We start from the raw sequence: 25,122 nt of genomic DNA on the forward strand, positions 1-25,122 counted from the left end.
CTCGGGCTCCGCCCGTTCGGTCTCGACCCCGCTCGGGTCCGACTCCGCTCGGCCTCGACCCCGCTCGCCCTCGACCCGCACAGGCCCGCCACCTGACGGCCCCGATCCGCCCTTCCCGTCAGGCGGCGGACGCGTCCTGCGCCCGCACCCCGGCCGCCTCCCGGATCTCCGGGGACTCCAGCAGACGGGCCGTACGCTCGGCCGACGCGCGGGCCCGGCGTCCGCTGCTGAGCCAGCCGAGGACGAGGACGGCGACACCGCAGCCGGTGATGATCCACCAGCCGGGCAGCGAGGCCGCGACGAAGGTCTCCCGGTAGGCGGAGGCCTGGATGCCGGAGGCGAGGGCAGCGCCGATGACCGCGACCCCGAGGGTGCCGCCGATCTGCCGGCTGGTCGAGGCGACGGCGGCGGCGACGCCCGCCTGCGAGCGGGGCATGCCGGAGACGGCGGTGTTGGTGATGGGCGCGTTCACGAAGCCGAAGCCGATGCCGAAGAAGACGTAGGCGATCACGAGCGTGACGTTCGACGTCTCGGCCTCGAACGCCGCGAACAGCACACCGCTCACGGTCATCGCGGCACCGGCGATGAGCAGGGACGGCCGGGGGCCGCGGTTGCCGACCAGGCGCCCCGACACGGGAGCGCAGACGAAGCACAGGAACGCCATGGGCAGCATCCACAGACCCGCGTGCAGGGCGTTCAGACCGCGCACGTTCTGCAGGTACAGCGTCGACAGGAACAGGAAGCCACTGAGGGCGGCGAACGCGCTCACCGCGATGACGGTGGCCCCGCTGAACGGCACCGAGCGGAAGAACCGCAGGTCGATGAGGGGTTCGTCGCGCCGCGGCTCGTACCACAGGAGGCCGAGCAGCGCGGCGAGGGCGATCACACCGAAGGACAGGGTGGGGACGATCCCGGAGGTGGGCGCCTCGATGATCGCGTACGTGAGGGAGCCGAGCAGCGCGATGACGAGGAGCTGGCCGACCGGGTCGGGACGGCGGGCCTTCGGGGCGCGGGACTCGGGGACGAAGCGGAGCGTCAGCAGGAGCGCGGCGAGGCCGACGGGAAGGTTGATCCAGAAGATGGACCGCCAGCCCACGGTGTCGACGAGCAGTCCGCCCACCAGCGGTCCCGCGGCCATGGAGATACCGACCACGGCGCCCCAGACGCCGATCGCGCGGGCCCGCTCGCGCGGGTCCGTGAAGGTGTTGGTGATGATCGACATCGCCACCGGGTTCAGCATCGAGCCGCCGACGGCCTGGACCATCCGGAAGACGATGAGGGTGTCGAGGTTCGGGGCGAGGGAGCAGAGCACCGAGCCGATGGTGAACAGGACCAGGCCCGCCATGAACACCTTGCGCCGGCCGATGCGGTCGGCGGTGGAGCCCGCGAGCATCAGCAGGGAGGCCAGTACCAGGGTGTACGCGTCGATGGTCCACTGCATGCCCGCGACGCTCGCGTGCAGCTCCTGCTGCATCGAGGGCAGGGCGACGTTCAGGATCGTCACGTCGAGGCTCACGATCAGCAGACTCATGCAGCAGATCGCGAGCACCAGCATCCGGCGGCGGTGGCTGAGCTCAGGCATGGCCTCAGCGTACGGCGTTGTCGATAGTGTGTCTAACTAATGACCGCTACATGATCTTTCGCGCGAGCATCCGGCGCGGTACGCCACAATGGGGGAATGCCCACGCCCACGTCCACAGTGGACTCCACGCTGAACTCCTCGCTCTCGATCGGCCCCCACACGGCGCAGCCGCCCGTCGTCCTGGCCCCCATGGCCGGGATCACGAACGCGCCGTTCCGTACGCTGTGCCGCGAGTTCAGCGGTGGCAAGGGCCTCTTCGTCAGCGAGATGATCACCACGCGGGCGCTGGTCGAGCGCAACGAGAAGACCATGCAGCTCATCCACTTCGACGCGACCGAGAAGCCGCGCTCGATCCAGCTCTACGGTGTCGACCCCGCCACCGTCGGCAAGGCCGTCCGCATGATCGCGGAAGAGGGCCTCGCCGACCACATCGACCTCAACTTCGGCTGCCCGGTTCCCAAGGTCACCCGCAAGGGCGGCGGCTCCGCCCTCCCGTACAAGCGCAACCTGCTGCGCGCGATCCTGCGTGAGGCCGTCAGCGGCGCCGGGGACCTGCCCGTCACCATGAAGATGCGCAAGGGCATCGACGACGACCACATCACCTTCCTGGACGCGGGCCGGATCGCGGTCGAGGAGGGCGTGACGGCCATCGCGCTGCACGGCCGTACCGCCGCCCAGCACTACGGCGGCACCGCCGACTGGGACGCCATCGCCCGGCTGAAGGAGCATGTGCCGGAGATCCCCGTCCTCGGCAACGGCGACATCTGGTCGGCGGACGACGCGCTGCGGATGGTGCGCGAGACCGGGTGCGACGGGGTCGTCGTCGGGCGCGGCTGCCTCGGCCGGCCCTGGCTGTTCGGCGACCTGGTGGCCGCCTTCGAGGGCCGCCCCGACGCCTACGCGCGGCCGACGCTCCGCGAGGTCGCGGCCGTCATGGTCCGCCACGCGACGCTCCTCGGCGAGTGGATCGGCGACGAGACGCGCGGTGTCATCGACTTCCGCAAGCACGTCGCCTGGTACCTCAAGGGCTTCTCGGTCGGCTCGGAGATGCGCAAGCGTCTCGCGATCACCTCGTCGCTCGCCGAACTCTCCGACGGGCTGGCCGAGCTGGACCAGGACCAGCCGTGGCCGTCGGGCGCCGACGGACCGCGCGGCCGTACCTCGGGCAACAACCGGGTCGTCCTGCCGGACGGCTGGCTGAAGGACCCCTACGACTGCGCGGGCGTGTCCGAGGACGCCGAACTGGACACCTCCGGCGGCTGATCCGCCGGTGGCCCGGTGCGCGCGCCGCCCGCACGCGCACCGGACCTGCTCCAGGACTCCGGTCCGGGCCCTCTCGGCACCGGACCGGATCTTCTCGGCACCGGGCCCGATCCTCCCGGCACCGGACCACAACGCCTAGGCGCCGCCCACCGCCGCCAGCAGGGCCAGTGGTGCCGCCGCCGAACGGGACTCCCGTACACAGGCGTGCGGGTAGGGCACCGGCTGGGCATGGGTGTCACGGCCGTAGCCCGCGATGACCTCCGGCAGGCGGTGTCCCGCGGCCGTGGCCGCGTCCACGAGTCCGTGGGCGACCGTACGGGCCTCGTCGTGCAGTCCGTACCGCGCCAGCCCCAGGGTGATCAGGGCGTTGTCGTGCGGCCAGACGGAACCGCGGTGGTACGACAGCGGGTGGTACGCGGGCTGGCCCGCGGCGAGCGTGCGCACACCCCAGCCGGAGAAGAAGTCCGGTTCGAGGAGCCGCCGGCCGACCAGTTCGCCGTACTCCTTGTCCAGCAGGCCGGACCACAGCAGATGCCCCGCGTCCGAGGCGAGCGCGTCGACATGCCGGCCGTCGCCGTCCAACGCCAGGGCGGGGAAGGCGTGTTCGCTCATCCAGAAGTCCCGCTGGAAACGGTCGCGCAGGTCGGCGGCGGCCTGTTCCAGGAGCGCCGCGTAGACCTCGTCGTCCCAGACCGTGCGGGCCAGTTGGGCGGTGCGGCGCAGCGCGTCGTACGCGTATCCCTGCGCGCCCGCCGCCATCACCGGCCCGCTGGGGCGGCTGCCGTCGGCCGAACAGATGGCGCCGGGGGAGTCCTTCCAGTTCTGGTTCGCGAGACCGCCGCCGTCCGCGCGATAGACGAGATAGCCGCGTGAGGTCAGCCCGCCGTGGTCCAGCATCCAGCCGATCGCCGCACGGGCGTTGGGCTCCAGACGGCGGGCCAGAGTCACATCGCCGGTCTGCTCGGTGTAGGCGCCGAGCAGCACCAGGAACAGCGGCGTCGCGTCCACCGAACCGTAGTACCGCCCGTACGGCACCTGCCCGAAGTGCGCCAGCTCGCCGTGCCGCACCTCGTGCACGATCTTGCCGGGCTGGGCGACCGCGCCCGCCCCCACCTCGACCGCCTGGGTGGCGGCCAGCGCGGGCAGCGTGGCGGCGGCGAGCTGCGGCCGGTAGGGCAGGGCGAAGAGCGAGGTGAGCAGGGCGTCGCGGCCCAGCAGGGTGAGGAACCAGGGGACCCCGGCCGCGGGCACCCGCAGCTCCTCGCCGTCCGGGCCCGTCGCCGGAACCTGGAGGACGGCCAGGTCGGACAGGCCGCGCGCACAGGCCGCGGCCAGCTCCGGCCAGCCGGTCGGGAACGGCACCCCCCGCGCGAACTCGTCCTCCAGAGCGAGGAGTCGCGCGCCCGCCGCGGCGGGCGAGGCGGGAACGCGCGGCTCGTGCGCGGCGCCGTGCGGACGGGCCGCGACGCGCAGCGCCAGTTCCGCCGAGCCGTGCGGTTCGAGGTCGAGGGTCCAGACGAGCCGCCGCGCGCCCGTGCCCGTCTCCTCCACGCCGTCCGGCGCGGGCTCGGAGGTGACCGTCGTACGGGACCGCCACTCGCCGCGCCGGTAGCTGAACTCCACTCCGTCGTCCAGGACTTGGCGCTGACGTACGACGCCCGTCTTGGCGTACGTGCGGTGGTCGGAACGCAGTTCGAACTGATCCGTGAAGTCGGCGTCGGCGGTGACTGCGATCCGGACCGTGGTGGCGGTCGGACGGTTGCTGGTGACGCGCAGCGCCTCCACGAACGAGCCCTCGGCGACGGCCTGTTCACGGAAGAGCGTGTAGGCGGGCGGTTCGTTGCGGCCGCCGCGCGGCACCAGGACGCAGCGTGCCGTGTCGCCGTCCGCGACCGGCGTGAGCGCCTCGGGCACCGCGCCGTCCACCGTGAGCTGCCAGCGGCTGAGGTGCCGGGCGTCCCGTACGAACAACCCGTCCGGAGAGCTGCCGCCCCGCACTCCGCTGATGTCCCCGCCGTCGCCCACGGCGGCGAACGTTCCACCGTGCACGAGCAGATGATGCCGGTCCGTCATCCCCGGTCCCCTCCCTTGGCGTCCGCCCCGAAATCGAATGTGCGCTGTCCCGCACCGCCGGCGCCGGTGCCCGGTGCCGTGTCGGTCAACGCGTCGCGCCCCTGCGGGGACACGACCGGTGCCGCCCCGGAGGGCTCGTGCAGCAGATCGAGCGTCAGCGCCGCCGTCCAGCTGAAACCGAGCGCTCCGCAGGCCTCGCCGGTGAACGGGTCCACGTACTCCGCGAACCCGGACTCACCGGCGGTGTCCAGCAGGGCGGTCCGCAGGGCGTCCGCCCGTCCGTGCTCCCCGTGCAGCCGCAGCCCGCGCTCCAGCAGCCAGTTGGTGTTGAACCAGGCGGGCCCCCGCCAGTAGCGGTGCGGATCGAACGCCTCGCCGGTCAGGTCGTAGCTCGGCACGAGCCGTGCCGCCCCGCCGAGGCCGAAACGCGGCCCGCTCGCGGTCCGTACGAGCGTGGCGGCGATGTCGCGCGGCAGCGCGGGCAGGATGAGCGGCAGCAGCCCGGCGACACTGCGTTCGCGGATCAGCGCACCACCGCGCCCGCCGCTGCCACGGCCCGCTGAACCTCCGGTCCTGCCGCCGTTTCCGCCGGCCCCGCCGTTTCCTTCGGGGGTGCCGCCGCTCCGCTCGTCGCGACAGAAGAACATGCCCTCCGCCGGGTCCCACAGCCGCTCCACCAGCGCCGCCGTCAGCCGTTCCGCGCGCGCGTGCCGGGCCGTCCCCGTCGCGCCCAGCTCCCGCGCGATCTCGGCCAGCGCGTGCTCCGAGGCGATCAGCAGGGCGTTGAACAGCGGGTCCTCGACCGCGAACTCGCCGCCGCCGTCGGCGTATCCACGGTCCCGGTAGTCCGCGGCCAGCCGTACGTACCGCCCGTAGTCGAGATCGGTCGGCCGGTCCTCGGGTGCGCCGTGTTCGAGGTCGGCGCGCCGGAAGGAGCGGGCCGGCGCCGGGGTGACGCGACCGAGCGGGGCGTCCCAGCAGGGACTGTTGTCCATGCCCTGCTCCCAGGGATGGACCACGCAGGCCAGACCCCCGCCGCCCAGGTCCCGGCGGTGCAGGAGATAGCGGTGCCAGGCCGCCAGGCGGGGATACATCCGGGAGAGGAACGAGCGGGCCCTGGACAGTCCCGGGTCCGCCCGGTGCACCAGCCACACCGCGAGCGCGTGCACCGGTGGCTGCACGATGCCCGACGTCTGTACCGTGCGCGGGGCGCCCGTGGCGCGCCCGGCGGTGGAGGAGCGCCAGAAGTCGGGGCTCGGGAAGTACGCGTCGAGCGGGACGGAGGGGTTGAACACGATGTGCGGCACACGCCCGTCGGCCCACTGGGCGCCGAGCAGGGTCTCCAGCTCCGTCTGCGCCCGCAGGGGGGACAGATGCCGTAGGCCGATCGCGATGAACGCGGAGTCCCAGGACCACTGGTGCGGATACAGGCCGCGTGAGGGCACCGTGGACGTTCCGGTCCAGTTGCCCTCCAGCACCCGGGAGGCCCTGAGGTGCAGTGATCCTGACGGTCCGCCGGGATCGTATACGGGTGGTCCGCTCCGGACGACGTCGTCCGCGCGGGGCGGGGAGGGCGGGCCGGAGGCATGCGCCGGAGTGCCGGAGCTGCGCACGGGGGTGACGGGTCCCCTGTGCAGGGCTGTGAGCTGGGTTGTGCTGTCCACTCAGGTCTCCCCGAAGACGTCCGGCCGGCCGGTTCGGCAGCATCTGCCGTAGGGTTACGTCTATTTAACACGCAAAACTCAATATGTAATGCAGAGTTGGGGAACGCAAGAGGGTGCGCATGACGGAAAGGCGGGGAGTGACCGTGAAGACCGGGAACCAGGCAAGCGCCGGAGAACTGCTCGAACTGGTGCGCAGCGGACGGGCCACCACGCGTGGAGCGCTCCAGCGGGCCACCGGTCTGTCGCGGGCCACGGTCGGCCATCGCCTGGACCGGCTGTTCCGTGCGGGCTGGCTCCGTGAGGGTGCGGGCGGTCCCGTCGACTCGCCGCTCGGCGGACGCCCCTCCATCACCCTGGAGTTCGACGACGAGCACGCCGTCGTCCTCGCCGCCGACCTCGACACCCGGCACGGCCGCGCCGCCGTCCTCACCCTGACCGGCGAGATCCTCGCCGAGCACGGGGGTCCCCTGGTCGTCGACGACGGACCCGAGGCGGTCCTCGGCGAACTCGGACGCTGGTTCGCCGAGCTGGTCGGGAAGTCCGGCCGGAGCGCCGACGCCGTGTGCGGCATAGGGCTCGCGGTGCCGGGTCCCGTCGACAGCGAGACCGGCCGCGTGGTCCAGCCGCCGATCATGCCCGGCTGGGACGGCTACGACATACGGGGACGGCTGGGCCGCGCCTTCGCCGAGCACGCGGGCACCGGCGCCGCGCGTGTCCCCGTGCTCGTCGACAACGACGCCAACCTCATGGCGTACGGGGAGCAGCGCGCCGGCTATCCGGACTGTTCGGCGTTCGCGCTGGTCAAGGTCTCCACCGGTATCGGCGCGGGCATGGTCGTCGGCGGCACCGTCTACCGGGGCATCGACGGCGGCGCCGGGGACATCGGGCACATCCGGGTGGGCGCCGACGCGCTGTGCCGGTGCGGCTCGTACGGCTGTCTGGCCGCCGTCGCCAGCGGTGGCGCGGTGGCGCGCCGGCTCGCGGAGTCCGGGGTCCCGGCCGCGTCCGGCTCGGACGTGCGCGAGCTGCTGGCGGCCGGGCACCCCGAGGCGACGGCGCTCGCGCGGGAGGCGGGCCGGCGGGTCGGCGACGTCCTGGCCACCGTGGTGACCCTGCTCAACCCGGGGGTGCTGATGATCGCCGGGGATCTGGCCGGCACCCCCTTCCTCACGGGCGTCCGGGAGCTGCTGTACCAGCGGGCGCTGCCGCGTTCCACCGCTCATCTGGACGTGGTGACGTCCCGGCTCGGCGAGCGGGCCGGGCTCGTGGGCGCGGGCGCGCTGGTCGTGGAGCACCTGTACGCGCCGGAGCGGGCCGAGGAACGGCTGGCGGCGCTCGGCGTGTGACCGGGCATCCGTGTGAGCCGTCCGTGTGTCGTGCCCGTATCTCCGTGTGTCGTGCCCGGATCGTGGTCCGCATCATGAAATCTGGCTCCTCCTGGAGGCGTGATTCTCGCCACCCTTGATAAGGGTCACGCTCAGATGAGCGGATCTTGGGCGGGTGCACTTCCCTAAGGGGTGGCACTCAGTGCCACCCTCTGATCGTTCATCGATTAAACTCAGACGTGCCGAACGGCGCTCACCTGAGCGGAATAGGCGCCTTGTGGGGCCTTGATCGTTCAAGAAGTGAAAACATCGGGGCCCGATGACTTGCCAACCCTTGACTTTGGATCTGGTGGCGGACGAGTGGTTACAGGCGCATGACGCGCAAGTGGACGTACCCAGACGCCTTCGATCTGGGTATGTTCCCCGTCGTCAGGGCAGCCACCGCGACGTCGAGGAGTCGAGACTCGTGTCGGAAAACAAAGATCCCCAGGTAGCCGAAAACGGCGTTGGTGGAGCGAAGTTCGTTTATGACTTCACCGAGGGCAACAGGGACCTCAAGGACCTGCTCGGGGGCAAGGGTGCCAACCTCGCCGAAATGACCAACCTGGGTCTCCCCGTCCCGCCCGGCTTCACCATCACCACCGAGGCGTGCAAGACGTACCTCGGCAGTGGCGAGGAGCCGGCGGCACTGCGTGACGAGGTGAGTGCGCACCTCGAGGCCCTCGAAGCCAAGATGGGCAAGAAGCTCGGCCAGGCGGACGACCCCCTGCTCGTCTCCGTCCGCTCCGGGGCCAAGTTCTCCATGCCCGGCATGATGGACACCGTCCTGAACATCGGGCTCTCCGACAAGTCCGTGCTGGGCCTGTCCCGGCAGGCCGGCGACGACCGCTTCGCGTGGGACTCCTACCGCCGCCTCATCCAGATGTTCGGCAAGACGGTCCTCGGCGTGGACGGCGAACTCTTCGAAGAGGCCCTGGACGCGGCGAAGGACCTCAAGAAGGTCACCGTCGACACGGACCTGGAGGCGGCCGACCTCAAGAAGCTCGTCACCAAGTTCAAGAAGATCGTCAAGACCGAGGCCGGCCGGGACTTCCCGCAGGACCCGCGCGAGCAGATGGACCTCGCCATCAAGGCGGTCTTCGAGTCCTGGAACACCGAGCGCGCCAAGCTCTACCGCCGCCAGGAGCGCATTCCGGGCGACCTCGGCACGGCCGTCAACATCTGTTCGATGGTCTTCGGCAACCTCGGCCCCGACTCCGGCACCGGCGTCGCCTTCACCCGCGACCCCGCCTCCGGCCACCAGGGCGTCTACGGCGACTACCTCCAGAACGCCCAGGGCGAGGACGTCGTCGCCGGTATCCGCAACACGGTGCCGCTCGCCGAGCTGGAGTCGATCGACAAGAAGTCGTACGACCAGCTCATGCAGATCATGGAGACCCTGGAGAACCACTACAAGGATCTCTGCGACATCGAGTTCACCATCGAGCGCGGCCAGCTCTGGATGCTCCAGACGCGTGTCGGCAAGCGCACGGCGGGCGCGGCCTTCCGTATCGCCACGCAGCTCGTGGACCAGGGCCTGATCGACGAGGCCGAGGCGCTCCAGCGGGTGACGGGCGCCCAGCTCGCGCAGCTCATGTTCCCGCGCTTCGACGAGGACGCGAAGGTCGCGCAGGTCGGCCGGGGCATCGCCGCGTCGCCGGGCGCCGCGGTCGGCAAGGCGGTCTTCGACTCGTACACCGCGGTGAAGTGGTCCCGCTCCGGCGAGAAGGTCATCCTCGTCCGCCGTGAGACGAACCCCGACGACCTCGACGGCATGATCGCGGCCGAGGGCATCCTCACCTCGCGCGGCGGCAAGACCTCCCACGCGGCCGTCGTCGCGCGCGGCATGGGCAAGACCTGTGTCTGCGGCGCCGAGGAGCTGGAGGTCGACACCAAGCGCCGCCGGATGACCGTGCCCGGCGGGCACGTCGTCGAGGAGGGCGACCTCATCTCGATCGACGGCTCCAGCGGCAAGGTGTACCTCGGTGAGGTCCCCGTCGTCCCGTCCCCGGTCGTCGAGTACTTCGAGGGCCGGATGCACGCCGGAGCCGACGACGCCGACGAGCTGGTCGAGGCCGTCCACCGGATCATGGCCTTCGCCGACCGCAAGCGCAGCCTGCGCGTACGCGCCAACGCCGACAACGCCGAGGACGCGCTGCGGGCCCGCCGCTTCGGCGCCCAGGGCATCGGCCTGTGCCGCACCGAGCACATGTTCCTCGGCGACCGCCGCGAGCTCGTGGAGCGGCTGATCCTCGCGGACACGGACACCGAGCGCGAGGAGTCGCTGAAGGCGCTCCTGCCGCTCCAGAAGCAGGACTTCGTGGACCTGCTCTCGGCGATGGACGGCCTCCCGGTCACCGTCCGTCTGCTGGACCCGCCGCTGCACGAGTTCCTGCCGGACATCACCGAGCTGTCGGTGCGCGTCGCGCTCGCCGAGTCCCGCAAGGACGCCAACGAGAACGACCTGCGCCTGCTCCAGGCAGTGCACCGTCTGCACGAGGCGAACCCGATGCTGGGCCTGCGCGGTGTGCGCCTCGGCCTCGTCATCCCCGGTCTGTTCACCATGCAGGTACGGGCCATCGCGGAGGCGGCCGCCGAGCGCAAGAACGCCAAGGGCGACCCGCGCGCGGAGATCATGATCCCGCTCGTCGGCACGGTCCAGGAGCTGGAGATCGTCCGCGAGGAGGCCGACCAGGTCATCGCGGAGGTCGAGGCGGCCACCGGTGTGCGGCTGAAGCTGGCGATCGGCACGATGATCGAGCTGCCGCGGGCCGCGCTGACGGCCGGCCAGATCGCCGAGGCGGCGGAGTTCTTCTCCTTCGGCACGAACGACCTGACCCAGACGGTGTGGGGCTTCAGCCGCGACGACGTGGAGGCCTCCTTCTTCACGGCGTACCTGGAGAAGGGCATCTTCGGCGTCAGCCCGTTCGAGACGATCGACAGGGACGGCGTCGGCTCCCTGGTGAAGTCCGCGGTGCAGGCGGGCCGCGAGACGCGCCCCGACCTGAAGCTCGGCGTCTGCGGCGAGCACGGCGGAGACCCCGAGTCGGTCCACTTCTTCCACGAGGTGGGACTCGACTACGTCTCCTGCTCCCCGTTCCGCATCCCGGTCGCCCGCCTGGAAGCGGGCCGCGCGGCCTCCACCTCGAAGGGCAGCGACCACCGCTAGCCCGGACGGCGTCAAGACCCCGGAGCCGCCGCCTGTCCCCGACCCTCAAGACCGATGGGCGGCGGCTCCGGCTCACGGAAGGGGCGGCACCCTGTGCGGGGGTGTCGCCCTTTCGTGCATCACCGACGGTGTTGTGGGCGGTTGAGCCTGAGCGCGACAGGTCGACGACTGTGATCATCCGTGTCCGGCCTCCTGGACCACGTCACATCGTGCCCAGCGGCGCGGACACCCGGGCCCGGCCGGCCGCAACCAATTCCGCACCTCGCGGGTCACACCTGTGAAGCACGGCGGGCCGGGACCCTTCCGGCGCACGGGAAGGTCTGGGGCGGATGGCACGAAGATCATGGGTGCGCGCGGTCGCGACAGCGGCGGCGGGCACGCTGGCGCTGGTGGCGGGGGTGTTCGGCACGGGTCCGGCCCGCGCCGACGCGGCGGACGGCGCACGTGGGATGACGGTCCGGTTCGTCGAGCACGAGATCTTCATCGGGACGGAGCCGGCGAACGCGTTCGTGGCCTACCGGTGGAAGGTGGCCGGCGGGGGCGCGGCACACCACGTCCACCTGGCCGTCGACCTGTCCGGAGTGTCCGACTTCGCCGAGCCGGCACCGTCGGAGCACTGCGACGGCAACCTCTGCACGCTGGACCTGGCGTCCGCCACCTCGGACTCCCACGCCATCACGCTGGTGCCGAAGCCCGGTGCGGCCATCGGCAGCAGCGGCACCGTGACCGTCTCCGGCACGGCGTCGGACGCCACCGTCACGGGTGACCACCTCACCCTGACCAACGGCAAGACGCAGCTGAAGGTGAGCGAGTCCGCCGAGCAGCTTGACCAGGTGCCGGGCGACACGCTGACCTTTCCGCTCACCGTGTGGAACACCGGCCGGCTCCCGGCTGCCAAGGGAGTGAGGCTGCGGATCGACACCACCGCCGGGCTGCACTTCCAGAACTCCTGGGCCAACTGCCGCGAGGTGTCCGCGGGCGGCCGTGGGGGGCACATCGTGCACGAGACCCTGTGCGACTTCCCCACCCCGGTGGAGCCCGGCCGGCAGTACGCGTTGTCGTCGCCGCTGCGCGTCAGGGTCGGCGACGAGGCCTGGCGCGACAAGATCTTCTACGACGTCACCGCGCTGACCGGCGCCGCCCCGGCGAACGGCCCCGGGACCCCGCTGACCCTGGTCCCCGACGGCGCGATGCCGCCCGACGGGAACCATGAGCCCTCCTTCACCACCTACGTCGACAGCGTCAACCACGTCGACTTCGCCGTCACCGGGGACACCGTCACCGGGCGGCGCGGCGGTCACGCCACGCTGCACGCCACGGTGGCCGACCATGGGCCGGCGGTGGTGGAGGACCTCCTCGACGACGACATCGGCCTCTCGGTCTTCGTCAAACTGCCGCCGGGCACGAAGGCCACGAAGATCCCGCACAACTGCTACCCGCCGGGCACGGACGGGTCCTACCACGGCCCCCGGATGGGCCTGTCCTCCTACGAGTGCTATTTCGGCGACCCCGTCCCGGGGGACAGACACGTCCTGTCGTTCACCGTCGCGATCGGCCCCCGTACCCCGGCTGTCTCCACGGGCCAGGTCCGCACGCAGGAATTCTTCAAAGGGTTCGACCCCGATGCCTCCAACGACAGCGCGGCGCTGACGCTGCGGCCGGCGCAGGGCGGCTCCGCGGGCGGCCCTTCCGCAGGGTCCGGACCGCTGGCCGACACCGGATTCGGCGGCGGCTGGACCGTCTGGGCGGCCGGCGCGCTGTTGCTGGCCGGTGGTGTGGCCGTAGCACTCTCCCGACGGCCCCGCGGCGGGAACTGACACGTCGTCCGGGGGGTCCCCCGGAGCCGGTGCGCCCTCCTTGTGCCCCCGCGGGCGGCCGAGTTCTGTCAAGGCTTGGTTTCTGTACGGCTGTTGTGCGTCGCCTGAGGGCAACCATCGGTCGCATTCGAATGTCTGAACGGGCATCCCGGAGTCGGCCGCGGGGTCGATCCGGCAGGGGCCGGGTGGCAGGACCCCCTGCTGGCGGCGCAGCACAGACGGAGGACCGTGGACACGCAAGGCGGCAGGAACATCGACCCCGCGGACCAGTGGGTCCTCGAACCGGAGACCGGTGAGTACCGGCTGGAGACAGGAGCCGGTGACGCGCCGGCCGCCACGGTGCCGGCGCAGAGACGGAGCCGCACGCGTCGCGAGGGGGAGGGGCGGCCCGCGCCGGAGCCGGGCCGGGGCAGCCGTCGTCGCGGCGCGGTGAGGTCCCGGAAAGCCGAGCGGTCCACGAAACGGAAGGTCCTGATGTGGACCGCGGGGACGCTGGGGTTCGTGCTGCTGGCGGGCGGTACCGGGGCTTACCTGCTGTACCGGCACCTCAACGGCAACATCAGCACGGTGGACGTCGGCTCCGCGGGCAGCAAGAACGCGACCAGCGACGACGCCGTGAACATCCTGGTCATCGGCTCCGACAGCCGCATAGGTCTGGGCGGGAAGTACGGGGACGCCGGCAGCGTGGGCCACGCCGACACGACGATCCTCTTCCACGTGGCGAAGGACCGGTCGAACGCGACGGCGATGAGCATCCCGCGCGACATGGTCACCGGCATCCCGGACTGTCCGACCAAGCAGAAGGACGGCTCCGTCCGGACGGTCAAGGGGACGCCCAAGGCGACGTACAGTCCGCGCTTCAACGAGAGCCTCGGGCAGGCGGGCCGCGACCCGGGTTGCACCATGCGGACCGTCACCGCGCTCACGGGCCTGCCGGTCGACCACTTCATCCTGGTCAACTTCGAGGCGGTGAAGACCCTCTCCACGGCCGTCGGGGGCGTACCGATCTGCCTCACCCACGCCATCGACGACACGGACGAGCGGGGTCAGGGCTCCCATCTGCGCCTGCCCGCCGGCCCGCACACCGTCCAGGGCGAACAGGCCCTGCAGTTCGTCAGGACCCGTCACTCGCTGAAGAACGGCAGCGACCTCGACCGCATCGACCTTCAGAAGCAGTTCCTGAGTTCGATGATCCGCCGGATGAAGTCCGGCAACACCCTCACCGATCCGGGGAAGCTTTTCAAGCTGGCGAACGCGGCCACCAAGTCGCTCACGGTGGACACCGGGATCGGCGGTGTCGACAAACTCACCGCCCTCGCCAAGGACCTCAACCAGGTCGATCCCGAGCACATCACCTTCACGACGCTGCCGGTCGTCGACAACCCGGCCGAGGGGAAGAACCACCGGACCGTCGTGGTCGACGGGACCCGGGCGCCCACGCTGTTCTCGGCGCTCAAGAACGACGTCTCGCTGACCGAGGTCCCGAAGAAGCCCGAAGCCTCCGACGCCAGGCTGAAGGGCCCCAAGGCGGACCCGTCGCGGATCGGGGTCACCGTCTACAACGGGGGCGGCCCCCAGGGCTCCGCGCAGACCACCCTGGACTGGCTGCGGAACACCAAGGGCGTCGCCCACTCCACCAACGGCGGCAACGCCCCCGGCGCGCGGCAGGAGCGTACGACCCTGGCCTACGGTCCCGACCAGGCGGACCAGGCACGGGCCCTCGCCGCGATGATGGGCCTGTCCGCCTCGGCGCTGCACCCCGGTACGGACGGCTCACCGGCCGGCACCGACATGATCCTGACCCTCGGGGGCGACTTCAAGGGCCCCGGAGTGCCCGTCACCGGCCCGGCGAAGCCCCCGGTCGACGTCCCGCAGTCACACGCCGACAAGAACGAGTGCGTCGGATGACGGCCGGCGGACACGCGCGCCGCGCCCGGGGCTGACGGGGGCCGAACGGGGTAGCTCCGCGTGCACCGGGTCGTCGCGGGTTCCAGCCTGGGTCCATGAGCATCCGTCCCTGGGTCGTCGTCGAGCCGCCGGACAGCCGTGGGCTGCGGCGGGTCGTCGTCGGCGGAGAGACGGTGGGCCATGCCTGGTCGGCGGCCGGACTGCGCAGGATCCTCCGGCGCCTCGGTCACCCGGAGGGCCTGGATCTGGAGGATCGGGCGATCCTCTGCTGGCGTGGAGGCGACAGCGGGACGTGGCCCGACCGCGCGGGGAGGCGGCACGCGGTCACCGTGCTCATGGTGGTCGGGCTGCTCGCGTCCATGGCCCTCGGCGTGGCCGTCGGGTGGCCGGACGCCTTCGGGGCCCTGACCTTCGCGCAGCGGATCAACGGGGTCCTGTTCATCCTGTCGGGCGCGGTGCTGGGCGCGGCGGCCGTCGCGGCACTCGACTACGGGGGGAAACGGCAGTTCCGTGCCTCCGGGGCGATCGTCCTGCTCGGCGTGCTCGTCGCGCTGGCCACCGACAGCGTGCTGCTGTTCATGTGGTTCCAGGAGACGGAGTTCACGCCTTATGTACCGGTTTTCATGCTCCTTTGGTGCTGGTCTCTGTGGGCCCTGTGCCTTCTTGTGCGGAACAGGTCGTGGAAGGAAGTCCCGCAGCCCAGGAGGTTCGCGGCCGGGGTGGCTGCCACGGCGCTCCTGACCCTCCTCAGCCTGGCGTACTCGACGATGTACCAGCCCGCGGCGGCCCCGATGCACCTCACTCTGAAGGCGGAGTTCGGGCGGTCTCGGGTGGATCGTTCGCTCGGGTTTCTTCAGGTCCCACTGACGCTTTACATGAAGAACACCGGAGGGATTCCGGTGTACATCCTGAATGACAGCTACAGAGTCTCCGGCAGAGCTGCTGTGTACTCCAGGAACCCTGCCGACCGTGACCTCATGCGGGACTGGCGCGAGAGTTCGGGGCAACGGGGAGAAGACTCGGGAGAAGCGGAGCTCTATGTCCGTAAACTCAGGTACACCACGATCAGCAGCGGGCATTTCTACGGCCCGGGCAGCCGGCTCGAAATCGGGGAGGAATACCATCGCAAGCATGTGGTCCAGCTTCCCAAGGACGCCAAGTACGACATCCTGAGCATCGACCTGACGATCTCGTACATGAGGAAGGACCGAGGGAAGCTCGGCGTGGAGGATTTCAGAATTCCCCACTATTCATGGGACGAGCATGCCGGGCGATACTACTGCCCCCCGGAACAGGGGTGTTTTCCGCAGATCATTTACCACGGGAGAGTGCGGCACAACGACAACCTTGTGAATCTGACGCGCAAGCCGCGCTATGTGACGGCGATCTGGTCCCCGAGACTCGACCCCGAGTCGTTCATTTCCCCGTTCGATTTCAAAGGGGAGACGAATCTGACGCAGGAGGCGAAGAGGGAGCTGGAAAGATACGGGGTCGCGAAGGCGCACATGAGTTACGAGGTCTCCCTCGCGGAGCTGCTGGCTCCGCCCCCCGTCGTGCTGCCGCCGGGTTATTCGAGCCAGGTACCGACGGCGACCCCGTAGTCCTCGTCGAGGTAAGCGGCGGTCGACCGGCAGTAGGAGGCCCGCTCGCCGATGGTGGACCACAGATCTTCCCTCGGAACGACCTTGGCGAGTTCGGTGACGAGCGGTGCGATCCTGATCGGTGCGTGGACGTTCTTGTTGTTCTGCAACTCCGCGAGGACGTCGAGCAGGACGTTGCTCTTTTCCTTGGACTTCCAGAAGTCCTTGACTCCGTCCGGGCGCCAACTGCCGGGAACCAGGTCCTTCAGCTCCTCGGGGAGTTCGTCCCCGGCCGACGACTGGAATATGGCGGTGGTGCAGGTCTCGGCCGCCTTGCCGAGAGGATCCTCCGGCCGTCCCTGGGCCGAGGCCGCCTCCTCCTGCTTGTCGCTGATGCGAGCGGACCGGTCCCGCATGTCCTTCTCGGCTTCGGCCCGGTCCTTCGACGAGGACTCGGGACTGTTGAACACCTGCAGCTTCTCGTTCTGCTCGGACACGAGCTGAACGAGCTCGTTCCGGTACTTCGGAGGCATTGCCGCGGCCGCACTCGCCGGGGACGTGTCCGGGGTGGTGGCGGCGTCTGCCTGCGCGACGCCCATGTGCTCCTCGAACCCCCGGAGCGAGGCCGTCTGGTGGTCGCCCGTGACCGCGCTGCTCAGCCCGTCCGTGATCGTCAGCAGCTTTTCCCGCAGCTCCGCCGGTGTCCGGGAGTCGCAGATCATGTCCAGCGCGGAGGTCGTGCGCTTCATGACCAAGAGAACAGAGGACCGCGTCCCGGACGGCACCTGCGCGTCGTATCCCACCTTCAGCGCGGAGGACACCTGCTTCACGAGTGCGGTGAGCTGTTTCCGGAGCTGCGGAGACGTGCTGTCGTCACCGGTGGCCGACAGCGCGATGGTCAGATGCTCGACGCTCTCGATGACCCCCTGGCGGTCCCGCAGCGACGTCTCGGGGTCCTTGACCGCTTCGAGCGTGGTGGTCAGTTCGTCGACAGTCGGAGCGAGCTCCTCGGGAACGTCTCCCCTCGTCGCGTTCAGACGCGTCACGGTGCCATCGATCTGTTTCCTTTGATCCGTGAGGGGGTCGGTGTCCTCGCCCTGCTCCGTGTCACCGGAACCCGGCGGCTGTGACGACTGGTCAGAACTCGGTGTGTGCTCCTGATCCGACGACGCACCACTCGGTGGGGAGGTGGTGCCGCTGGGCGTAGGTGTGCCGGTCGGTGTGGGGGTCGTAGCGCTGGGCGTAGGCGTGTCGCTCGGCGTCGACGAGGGAGGCGGACTGTCCCCCGGTGAAGGAGGAGGTGATGTCTCGACTGCCGACGACCTGCTCGCACCAGGGGGCTGAAGCCCTGCTATCGCACTTGTCAGACCGGCTGGAAATGCGAGTGTCGCGGCCAAGAAGGATGCGTTGACGCTGTGGACGGCACGTCGCCTGGAGGTTCTGGCCATGGTGGTTCCAGTTGCGCTTCGTGGGGTTCTGGTTTCATCCGTTGCGGACCGGGCCCACATATCCACTGTTCACCCGGTCGTTGCACCCCGCAACGCGGGCGCCGGGCCCGGTGTTGCCCTTCGGAGTGCGGGGACTTCGAAAGCGGTCGGGGCGGACCCGCGGTACGGGATCCGGAGGGGTGTGCGCCGGGCGGAGCGGCGTCCGTAGGCTGGGGCCGACGGCGCAGCAGTGGGAGGAGCGGGGCATGGGTGGCTGGGGTGCGAAGGACATAACCGGGCAGCGGGGGAGGGTCGCCGTTGTCACCGGGGCCAACAGCGGGCTCGGTCTCGTCACCGCGCGCGAACTGGCGCGCCACGGGGCCCGGGTGGTCCTCGCCTGCCGCAGCGAGGCGCGCGGCAGGGCGGCGGCCGAGCGGATAGCCGTAGAGGTTCCCGGCGCCGAGGTCGAGGTCGGCCGGCTCGACCTCGGGGACCTCGCGTCCGTACGGGAGTTCGCGGACTCCTTCTCCTACGACCGCCTCGACCTGCTCGTGAACAACGCGGGCGTGATGGCGCTGCCGCAGGGGACGACGGCGGACGGGTTCGAGACGCAGATCGGCGTCAATCACCTGGGGCACTTCGCGCTCACCGGGCTGCTGTTCCCGGCGATCGCGACGACCCCCGGCGCGCGGATCGTCACCGTGTCGAGCATGATGCACGTCCTGGCGGACCCCGATCCCGACGACCTCGACGGCGAGAGGGGGACCTACCGCAAGTGGATCGCCTACGGCCGCTCCAAGAGCGCCAATCTCCTCTTCACGCACGAGCTCGCGCGGCGGCTGTCCGCCATCGGGTCCGATGTCGTCGCGGCCGCGGCGCACCCCGGGTACGCCTCCACCAACCTGCAGACCGCCGGGCCCCGGCTCGAGGGGCGCAAGGGCGCCGAGCGGCTGATGGAGATCGGCAACCGCGTCCTCGGACAGAGCGCCGAGGCCGGGGCGCTGCCGACGCTGTACGCGGCCACCGCGCCCGGCGTACGGCCCGACACCTTCGTCGGACCGTCCTTCGCGATGTGGCGCGGCTCGCCCTCGACGTCCTGGCGGGCCGGCCGGACCCGCGACGACACCCGCGCGGAGCTGCTCTGGGCCGCCTCGGAGCGGCTCACGGGTGTCGTCTACGAGGGTCTCAAGGGCTGACGGCCGCACACCCCGGGTCCGGACGCGCGTCGCGGGCCCGGCCGGCACTCCGGAGCGAGGTGCCGGACCGGCCGGTCAGGCGGCCCGCACCTCGTACGTCGCCACCTGTACCTCCTCGTCGTCCAGGCACCGCCCGGACTCCAGGTCGAAGCGCTGCTTGAGGAGCGGGGAGGCGACGAACGGGCGGCCCCGGTGGGTGCCGGTCAGACCGCGGGAGAGCACCGCGGCCCCGCTGAACGGATCACGGTTGTCGATCGCGTACGCCCGTCCCGCTCGGTCGGTGAACAGGGCGACCTGGCGGCCGTCCGGGAGGAGAGCGGCGACTCCCCGGCCCGGAGTCAGCAGGGACAGCTCGCAGACCGTGAACCAGTCGTCCTCCAGCAGGAGCTGGAGCGTGAGGGCCGTCGCCGGCCGGGTCGTCTCGGGGGCCAGGGTCATCGCTGGGCACTTCCTTCCAGAGCCTCAAGGGGGCGGTGTCCGATGGTCAGCAGGGGCAGGTCGGGCTTGATCTGGTCGCGCTCGGGGACGAAGCCGACGACCGGGTCCGGGGTGTCGGGGGCGTTCACGAAGGACACGAACCGGCCCAGCTTCTCCGGGTCGTTGATGGTCTCGGCCCACTCGTCCCGGTAGTTGGCGACATGCGCGGTCATCAGCGACTCCAGCTCCTCGCAGATGCCGAGCGAGTCCTCCACGACCACCTCGCGGACATGGTCGAGACCGCCGGGAATCCGCTCCAGCCAGGTCGAGGTGCGCTCCAGACGGTCCGCGGTGCGGATGTAGAACATCAGGAACCGGTCGATGAGACGGACCAGTTCGGCGTCGGACAGGTCCTGCGCCAGCAGGTCCGCGTGGCGCGGGGTCGCGCCGCCGTTGCCGCCGACGTACAGGTTCCAGCCGTTGGAGGTGGCGATGATGCCGAAGTCCTTCGACTGGGCCTCGGCGCACTCGCGGGCACAGCCCGACACCGCCGACTTCAGCTTGTGCGGGGACCGCAGACCCCGGTAGCGCAGCTCCAGGTCGATCGCCATCCGGACCGAGTCCTGCACGCCGTACCGGCACCAGGTCTGCCCGACGCAGGACTTCACCGTCCGCAGCGACTTCCCGTACGCGTGCCCGGACTCGAAGCCGGCGTCCACCAGCCGCGCCCAGATCAGAGGGAGTTGCTCCACCCGCGCACCGAACAGGTCGATCCGCTGACCACCGGTGATCTTCGTGTAGAGCCCGAAGTCCCGTGCCACCTCGCCGATCACGATGAGCTTCTCGGGAGTGATCTCGCCGCCGGGGATGCGCGGCACGATCGAGTACGAGCCGTTCTTCTGGAGGTTGGCGAGGAAGTGGTCGTTGGTGTCCTGGAGCGCGGCCTGTTCGCCCTCCAGGACGTAGCCGTCGGCGCCGATCGTGGGCGCGAGGGAGGCGATGACCGAGCCGACGGCGGGCTTGCAGACCTCGCAGCCGTCACCGCCCCGGGCGTCCGCACGGCCGTACCGGTCCAGCAGCGTCCGGTACGAGGTGATCCTGAGCGCCAGGACGATCTCGTACAGCTCCTCGCGGGTCTGCCCGAAGCAGCCGCACAGGCCCTTGTCGACCTCGACGCCGCTCGCCTCCAGCTCGGCGGTGACGAGCTGGCCGAGCACCTTGACGCAACTGCCGCAGCCCGTACCGGCCTTGGTGCACTTCTTGACCTCGGGAACGGTGGTGCAGGAGTGCTCGGTCACCGCGCCGCGGATCGCGCCCTTGGTGACGTTGTGGCAGGAGCAGATCACCGCCTCGTCCGGCAGCGCGGAGGGACCGAGCTGCACCGGGGCGCCCGCGCCCGCGGGCAGGACCAGGGACTCGGGGGACACCGGAGGGACCGAGCCGGTGAACGCGCGCAGCGTGCCGTACGCCTCTGCGTCGCCGACCAGGATGCCGCCGAGCAGCGTGCCGTCCCGGCCGATGACCAGCTTCTTGTACAGGCCCGCTCGGGAGTCGGAGTAGACGACGTCCAGGCAGTCCTCGGTGGTGCCGTGCGCGTCGCCGAAGGACGCCACGTCGACACCCAGCAGCTTGAGCTTGGTGGACAGGTCCGCGCCCGTGAACGCCTTCTCGTCCTCGGCGATGGTCGCCGCGGCCGTCTCCGCCTGCTCGTAGCCCGGCGCCACCAGGCCGTACACCCGGCCGTCCGCCGCCAGCGCGCACTCGCCGATCGCGAACACCCGCGGGTCGGCGACGGTACGGCACTGCTCGTCGACGCTGATGCCCCCGCGCTCGCCGACCGTCAGACCGCAGTCGCGGGCCAGTTGGTCCCGGGGGCGGACGCCGGCGGAGAACACCACCAGGTCGGTGGCGAGTTCGGAGCCGTCGGAGAGCTTCATGCCGGTGACCGCGCCGTCCTCGCCGACCACGATCTCCTGTGTGCCCACACCCGTGTGGACGGACAGGCCCATCTCCTCGATCGTGCGCAGGAGCGCGGCCCCGCCGCCCTCGTCGACCTGCACCGGCATCAGCCGGGGCGCGAACTCCACGATGTGGCTGGTGAGTCCGAGGCCGTTGAGCGCGCCCGCCGCCTCCAGGCCCAGCAGACCGCCGCCGACGACGGCTCCGGTCGTCGCCCGCGACTTCGCGTACGCCTCGATGGCGAGCAGGTCCTCGATCGTGCGGTAGACGAAACAGCCCTCGGCGTCCTTGCCGGGGACCGGCGGGACGAAGGGGAAGGAACCGGTGGCCAGCACGAGTGTGTCGTAGCCGACCGTCAGCCCGGACCTGGACGTCACGGTGCGCGCGCCCCGGTCGACCGACTCGGCCGGGTCGCCGACGTGCAGCTCGATGCCGTGCTCGCGGATGAACCCCATGTCTGTCATGGAGAGGTCCTCGGGGGTCTTCCCCGAGAAGTACGAGGTGAGGGCGACGCGGTCGTAGGCGGGGCGCGGTTCCTCGCACAGCACGACCACGCGGTGCGTGGCGGTCAGGCCGCGTTCGGCGAGCCCTTCGAGAAAGCGCTGGCCGACCATACCGTGGCCGACGAGCACGATCGTGGGGATGGCCCCCGGGGTGGCAGTCATCAGGAGCCTCCATCGTTGGTGAGCAGGTGGAGCAGGGGGGCGCCGTCCGCGGGGAGCGGCTCCGCTCCCTCCCAGGCGCGGGCGAGCGCGCCGACGGTGCCGAGTTCGCCGACGAGAACCCCGCCGACGAGGCGGTCGTCGCGGACGACGACCTTGCGGTAGGTGCCGCGGGTGGCGTCCGCGAGCTGGACGACGTCGTCGCCGGGGCGCGGCTCGGTCTCGCCGAACGCCGCGAGGTCGAAGGGCGCGAGCCGGGAGCGGGTGAGACCGGCGGGGGTGGGACCGCCGGGGGCGAGGCCGGCGGGGGTGTCCCGTCCGGTCAGGGTGAGCCGGGTCAGGGAACGGGTGCCGGTGTAGCGGGCGTTCACGTCCCCCACGAGCAATTCGGCCAGCGTGTCCGCCTGTTCGAGGGCGGGCGCGGCGAGCCCGTAGAGGGTCCCGCCGTGCTGGGCGCAGTCGCCGACGGCGCGGATGTGCGGGTCGCTGGTGCGCAGTTCGTCGTCGACGAGGACACCCTTGTGGACGGCGAGCCCGGCCTCCTTGGCCAGGCCCGCCCGCGGGTGCACCCCGCAGGCCAGCACCACCAGGTCGGCGTCCAGCGCGTAGCCGTCGGCCAGTTCCACCGAGCGGACCGCGCCGCCCAGGCAGCACACGTCCCGCACCCGGCACTCGGTGTGCACCTCGACGCCGAGGTCCAGCAGATGCCGCAGCACCAGTTTCGAGGCGTTCGGGTCGAGCTGGCGCTCCATGAGCCGCTCGGCCTGCTGGGCGAGGACCACCTGGGCGCCGCGCACGGCGAGCGCGCGGGCCGCGGAGACGCCCAGCAGACCGCCGCCGACGACGACCGCCCGCACCCCCGGCCGCAGCGCCTTCGACAGGCCCAGGCAGTCGTCCATGGTGCGGAACGCGTGGACGCCCTCGGGCAGTTCGTGGTCCGGGGTGCTGTGCCTTCCCGGGGGACGACCCCCGGACCCCCGGCCGGGGAAGCGGGCCGGATCGCCTGCCCGGTGTGTCGATGCGAGGTGCACGTCCGTGAACAGGCCGCGCAGCGGCGGCAGTACCGGGTTGGAGCCGGTGGCCAGGACCAGTGTGTCGTATGCGATCTCCGTGCCGTCCGCGCAGCGCACGGTCCGCGCGAGGCGGTCGATGGCGGTGACCCGGGCGCGGACCAGCTCCGGCGGGGCCGGGAGCGAGATCACCTCCGGCTCGTAGCGTCCGGCCAGTACCTCGGCGAGCAGCACCCGGTTGTAGGGCCGGTGCTCCTCCTCGCCGACGACCAGCGCGGACCCGCCGAGCTCACCGATCCGCCGGGCGAGCCGGACGCCCGCGAGGCCGGCGCCGATCACCACCACACGCGTATTCGAGGTCATGACCACACCGTGCGGTGCCGGTGTTACCCGGTGGCATCACCCCTGTTTCCCGGGAGGAACGCTGCCCTCAGCGAGGGCGGGGCGGTGGTGTGAGGGGCCTGGCGGCGAGTGCCGGGCGGGCTGTGAGGGCCTGGCCGGGCGGGTGCGCTGTCCGGACTCGCCCGGCCGACCCGGCGGAACCGACCCGGCGAACCTCTGGAATCGCTCAAGCCTTCCGGGGTCCGTGCAGCGCGCACGCATCCGTCCCATAGGGTCGCGATCATGCCCGACATATCGCTGACCATGATGCTTGTGCTCTGTGCCGCCGCCCTGGCGGCCGGCTGGATCGACGCGGTGGTCGGCGGCGGCGGGCTGCTCCTGCTGCCCGCCATGCTGCTCGGGCTGCCCGCCGGCACCCCGGCGGCGTACGCGCTCGGCACGAACAAGGCGGTCGCGATCGTCGGCACCACGGGCGCCGCCGTGACGTACGCGCGCAAGACACGCGTGGATGTGCGCCTGGCGGTACGGATCGGCCTCGCGGCCCTCGCCGGTTCGACGGCGGGCGCGTTCGTCGCGGCCGGGCTGAGCACCGACGTGCTCAAACCGGTCGTCATGGTCGTCCTGCTCGCCGTCGGCACCTTCGTGATCCTGCGGCCCGCCTTCGGCACGGCGCCGCCGGCCAACCCGGTCAGCGCGCGCCGCGTCCTCGCCGCGATCGGTCTCGCGGGCCTCGGCATCGGCTTCTACGACGGGCTGATCGGCCCCGGCACGGGCACGTTCCTCGTGCTCGCGCTCACCGCGCTGCTCCACCTCGACCTGGTGACCGCCTCCGCCACCGCCAAGATCGTCAACTGCTGCACCAACGCGGGCGCCCTCGCGACCTTCGCGTGGAAGGGCACGGTGTTCTGGGAACTGGCCGCCCTGATGGCCGTGTTCAATCTGGCGGGCGGCATGGTCGGGGCGCGGACCGCGCTCAAGCAGGGCAGCGGCTTCGTCCGGGGGGTACTGCTGACGGTGGTGTTCGCGCTGGTGGCGAACCTGGCGTACCAGCAGTGGCTCGCCTGAACCCGGGGCGCCCGAAGCGGCTGGGCCGGCCGTCAACGGCCTGCCCGGCCCGTGATCTGCCCGGCCCGTGATCTGCCCGGCCCGTGACCTGCCCGGCCCCCGGCCGTGCTCCGGTCCGTTCCGGACTAGTGGCTGCTGCCCGCGAGGTGGGCGAAGACGACCACGTTCCCCTGGTAGCCCGTCGTCCGCGAGTAGCCGCCGCCGCAGGTGATGACCCTCAGCTCGGGCCGGTTCGCGGCGCCGTACACCTTCGCGTCGGGGAAGGAGCGGGAGTCGTACACCGCGACGGCGTCGACGGTGAAGACGGCCGTCCTGCCGTCGAGCCGGTCCACCTCGACCGTGCCGCCCTTGCGGAGCGAGCCCAGGTCGTAGAAGACGGCGGGGCCCTCCGCGTTGTCGACGTGCCCGGCCACGATCGCGGTGCCGCGTTCACCGGGGCTGGTCCCCGCCTCGTACCAGCCGGCCAGGTTCTTCTTCTGCGCGGGCGGTACGTCCAGGCTGCCCTGCGGGGTGAGACCGAGGCCGATCAGCGGGGCGTCCACGCCGATCGCGGGGATGCGGATGCGGTCCGGCGGGGAGTGCGGCATCGAGGGGGCCGCGGACCGCGCCGGTTTCCCGGAGGCC

Annotated in this window: 16 protein-coding genes; 8 read left to right on the forward strand and 8 right to left on the reverse strand. The window is 71.2% G+C overall.

Going from position 1 to position 25,122, the window contains the following annotated elements:
- Positions 1 to 118: 118 nt before the first annotated feature.
- On the reverse strand, positions 119 to 1,582 hold the full coding sequence (locus ACWEBX_RS01455) for an MFS transporter (protein ID WP_451882860.1): 1,464 nt from the start codon (positions 1,580 to 1,582) through the stop codon (positions 119 to 121).
- A gap of 96 nt (positions 1,583 to 1,678) precedes the next feature.
- Between ACWEBX_RS01455 and dusB the strand changes: the two genes are divergently transcribed.
- On the forward strand, positions 1,679 to 2,845 hold the full coding sequence (gene dusB / locus ACWEBX_RS01460; protein WP_451882861.1) for a tRNA dihydrouridine synthase DusB: 1,167 nt from the start codon (positions 1,679 to 1,681) through the stop codon (positions 2,843 to 2,845).
- A gap of 135 nt (positions 2,846 to 2,980) precedes the next feature.
- Here dusB and ACWEBX_RS01465 read toward each other — a convergent pair whose 3' ends face one another.
- Complete coding sequence (locus ACWEBX_RS01465; protein WP_451882862.1) at positions 2,981 to 4,918, reverse strand: amylo-alpha-1,6-glucosidase; 1,938 nt, start codon at positions 4,916 to 4,918, stop codon at positions 2,981 to 2,983.
- A complete protein-coding gene (locus ACWEBX_RS01470) occupies positions 4,915 to 6,582 on the reverse strand; it encodes an MGH1-like glycoside hydrolase domain-containing protein (protein ID WP_451882863.1) in 1,668 nt (555 codons plus the stop codon). Before ACWEBX_RS01470 ends, ACWEBX_RS01465 begins: the two co-directional genes overlap by 4 nt.
- A gap of 119 nt (positions 6,583 to 6,701) precedes the next feature.
- On the opposite strand from ACWEBX_RS01470, the gene ACWEBX_RS01475 reads away from it, so the two are divergent.
- The 5 genes from ACWEBX_RS01475 to ACWEBX_RS01495 all read left to right on the forward strand — a co-directional run bounded on the left by ACWEBX_RS01475 (position 6,702) and on the right by ACWEBX_RS01495 (position 16,441).
- Entirely contained in the window at positions 6,702 to 7,928 is a 1,227-nt protein-coding gene (locus ACWEBX_RS01475) for an ROK family protein (RefSeq protein ID WP_451882864.1), read from the forward strand.
- A 445-nt stretch (positions 7,929 to 8,373) separates the two neighbouring features.
- Positions 8,374 to 11,115: a pyruvate, phosphate dikinase gene (gene ppdK, locus ACWEBX_RS01480; RefSeq protein WP_451882865.1), complete on the forward strand. Its 2,742-nt coding sequence runs from the start codon at positions 8,374 to 8,376 to the stop codon at positions 11,113 to 11,115.
- 329 nt (positions 11,116 to 11,444) lie between these two features.
- Positions 11,445 to 12,932, forward strand: a complete 1,488-nt coding sequence (locus ACWEBX_RS01485) for a COG1470 family protein (RefSeq protein WP_451882866.1) — start codon at positions 11,445 to 11,447, stop codon at positions 12,930 to 12,932.
- Positions 12,933 to 13,160: 228 nt separating this feature from the next.
- Entirely contained in the window at positions 13,161 to 14,840 is a 1,680-nt protein-coding gene (locus ACWEBX_RS01490) for an LCP family protein (RefSeq protein WP_451882867.1), read from the forward strand.
- 95 nt (positions 14,841 to 14,935) lie between these two features.
- Positions 14,936 to 16,441: a hypothetical protein gene (locus ACWEBX_RS01495; RefSeq protein ID WP_451882868.1), complete on the forward strand. Its 1,506-nt coding sequence runs from the start codon at positions 14,936 to 14,938 to the stop codon at positions 16,439 to 16,441.
- On the opposite strand, the gene ACWEBX_RS01500 is transcribed toward ACWEBX_RS01495, so the two are convergent.
- Positions 16,408 to 17,466, reverse strand: coding sequence for a hypothetical protein (locus ACWEBX_RS01500; RefSeq protein ID WP_451882869.1), 1,059 nt, complete (start codon positions 17,464 to 17,466; stop codon positions 16,408 to 16,410). The two genes, ACWEBX_RS01495 and ACWEBX_RS01500, sit on opposite strands and share 34 nt — an antisense overlap.
- 647 nt (positions 17,467 to 18,113) lie before the next feature.
- On the opposite strand from ACWEBX_RS01500, the gene ACWEBX_RS01505 reads away from it, so the two are divergent.
- Positions 18,114 to 19,043, forward strand: coding sequence for an oxidoreductase (locus ACWEBX_RS01505; RefSeq protein ID WP_451882870.1), 930 nt, complete (start codon positions 18,114 to 18,116; stop codon positions 19,041 to 19,043).
- A 75-nt stretch (positions 19,044 to 19,118) separates the two neighbouring features.
- Here the strand turns inward: ACWEBX_RS01505 and nirD are convergent, their stop codons facing one another.
- Genes nirD through ACWEBX_RS01520 form a run of 3 tightly spaced genes read right to left on the reverse strand, consistent with a single transcriptional unit; the run spans position 19,119 to position 23,454 of the window.
- Positions 19,119 to 19,481: a nitrite reductase small subunit NirD gene (gene nirD, locus ACWEBX_RS01510; protein WP_451882871.1), complete on the reverse strand. Its 363-nt coding sequence runs from the start codon at positions 19,479 to 19,481 to the stop codon at positions 19,119 to 19,121.
- Positions 19,478 to 22,084: a nitrite reductase large subunit NirB gene (gene nirB, locus ACWEBX_RS01515; protein ID WP_451882872.1), complete on the reverse strand. Its 2,607-nt coding sequence runs from the start codon at positions 22,082 to 22,084 to the stop codon at positions 19,478 to 19,480. Before nirB ends, nirD begins: the two co-directional genes overlap by 4 nt.
- A complete protein-coding gene (locus tag ACWEBX_RS01520; protein WP_451882873.1) occupies positions 22,084 to 23,454 on the reverse strand; it encodes an NAD(P)/FAD-dependent oxidoreductase in 1,371 nt (456 codons plus the stop codon). Before ACWEBX_RS01520 ends, nirB begins: the two co-directional genes overlap by 1 nt.
- 261 nt (positions 23,455 to 23,715) lie before the next feature.
- On the opposite strand from ACWEBX_RS01520, the gene ACWEBX_RS01525 reads away from it, so the two are divergent.
- On the forward strand, positions 23,716 to 24,498 hold the full coding sequence (locus tag ACWEBX_RS01525; protein WP_451882874.1) for a sulfite exporter TauE/SafE family protein: 783 nt from the start codon (positions 23,716 to 23,718) through the stop codon (positions 24,496 to 24,498).
- Positions 24,499 to 24,623: 125 nt separating this feature from the next.
- On the opposite strand, the gene ACWEBX_RS01530 is transcribed toward ACWEBX_RS01525, so the two are convergent.
- Positions 24,624 to 25,122: class F sortase (locus ACWEBX_RS01530; protein ID WP_451882875.1), on the reverse strand; the 499-nt coding region annotated here is incomplete at its 5' end.

Source organism: Streptomyces sp. NPDC005070, assembly GCF_053600395.1.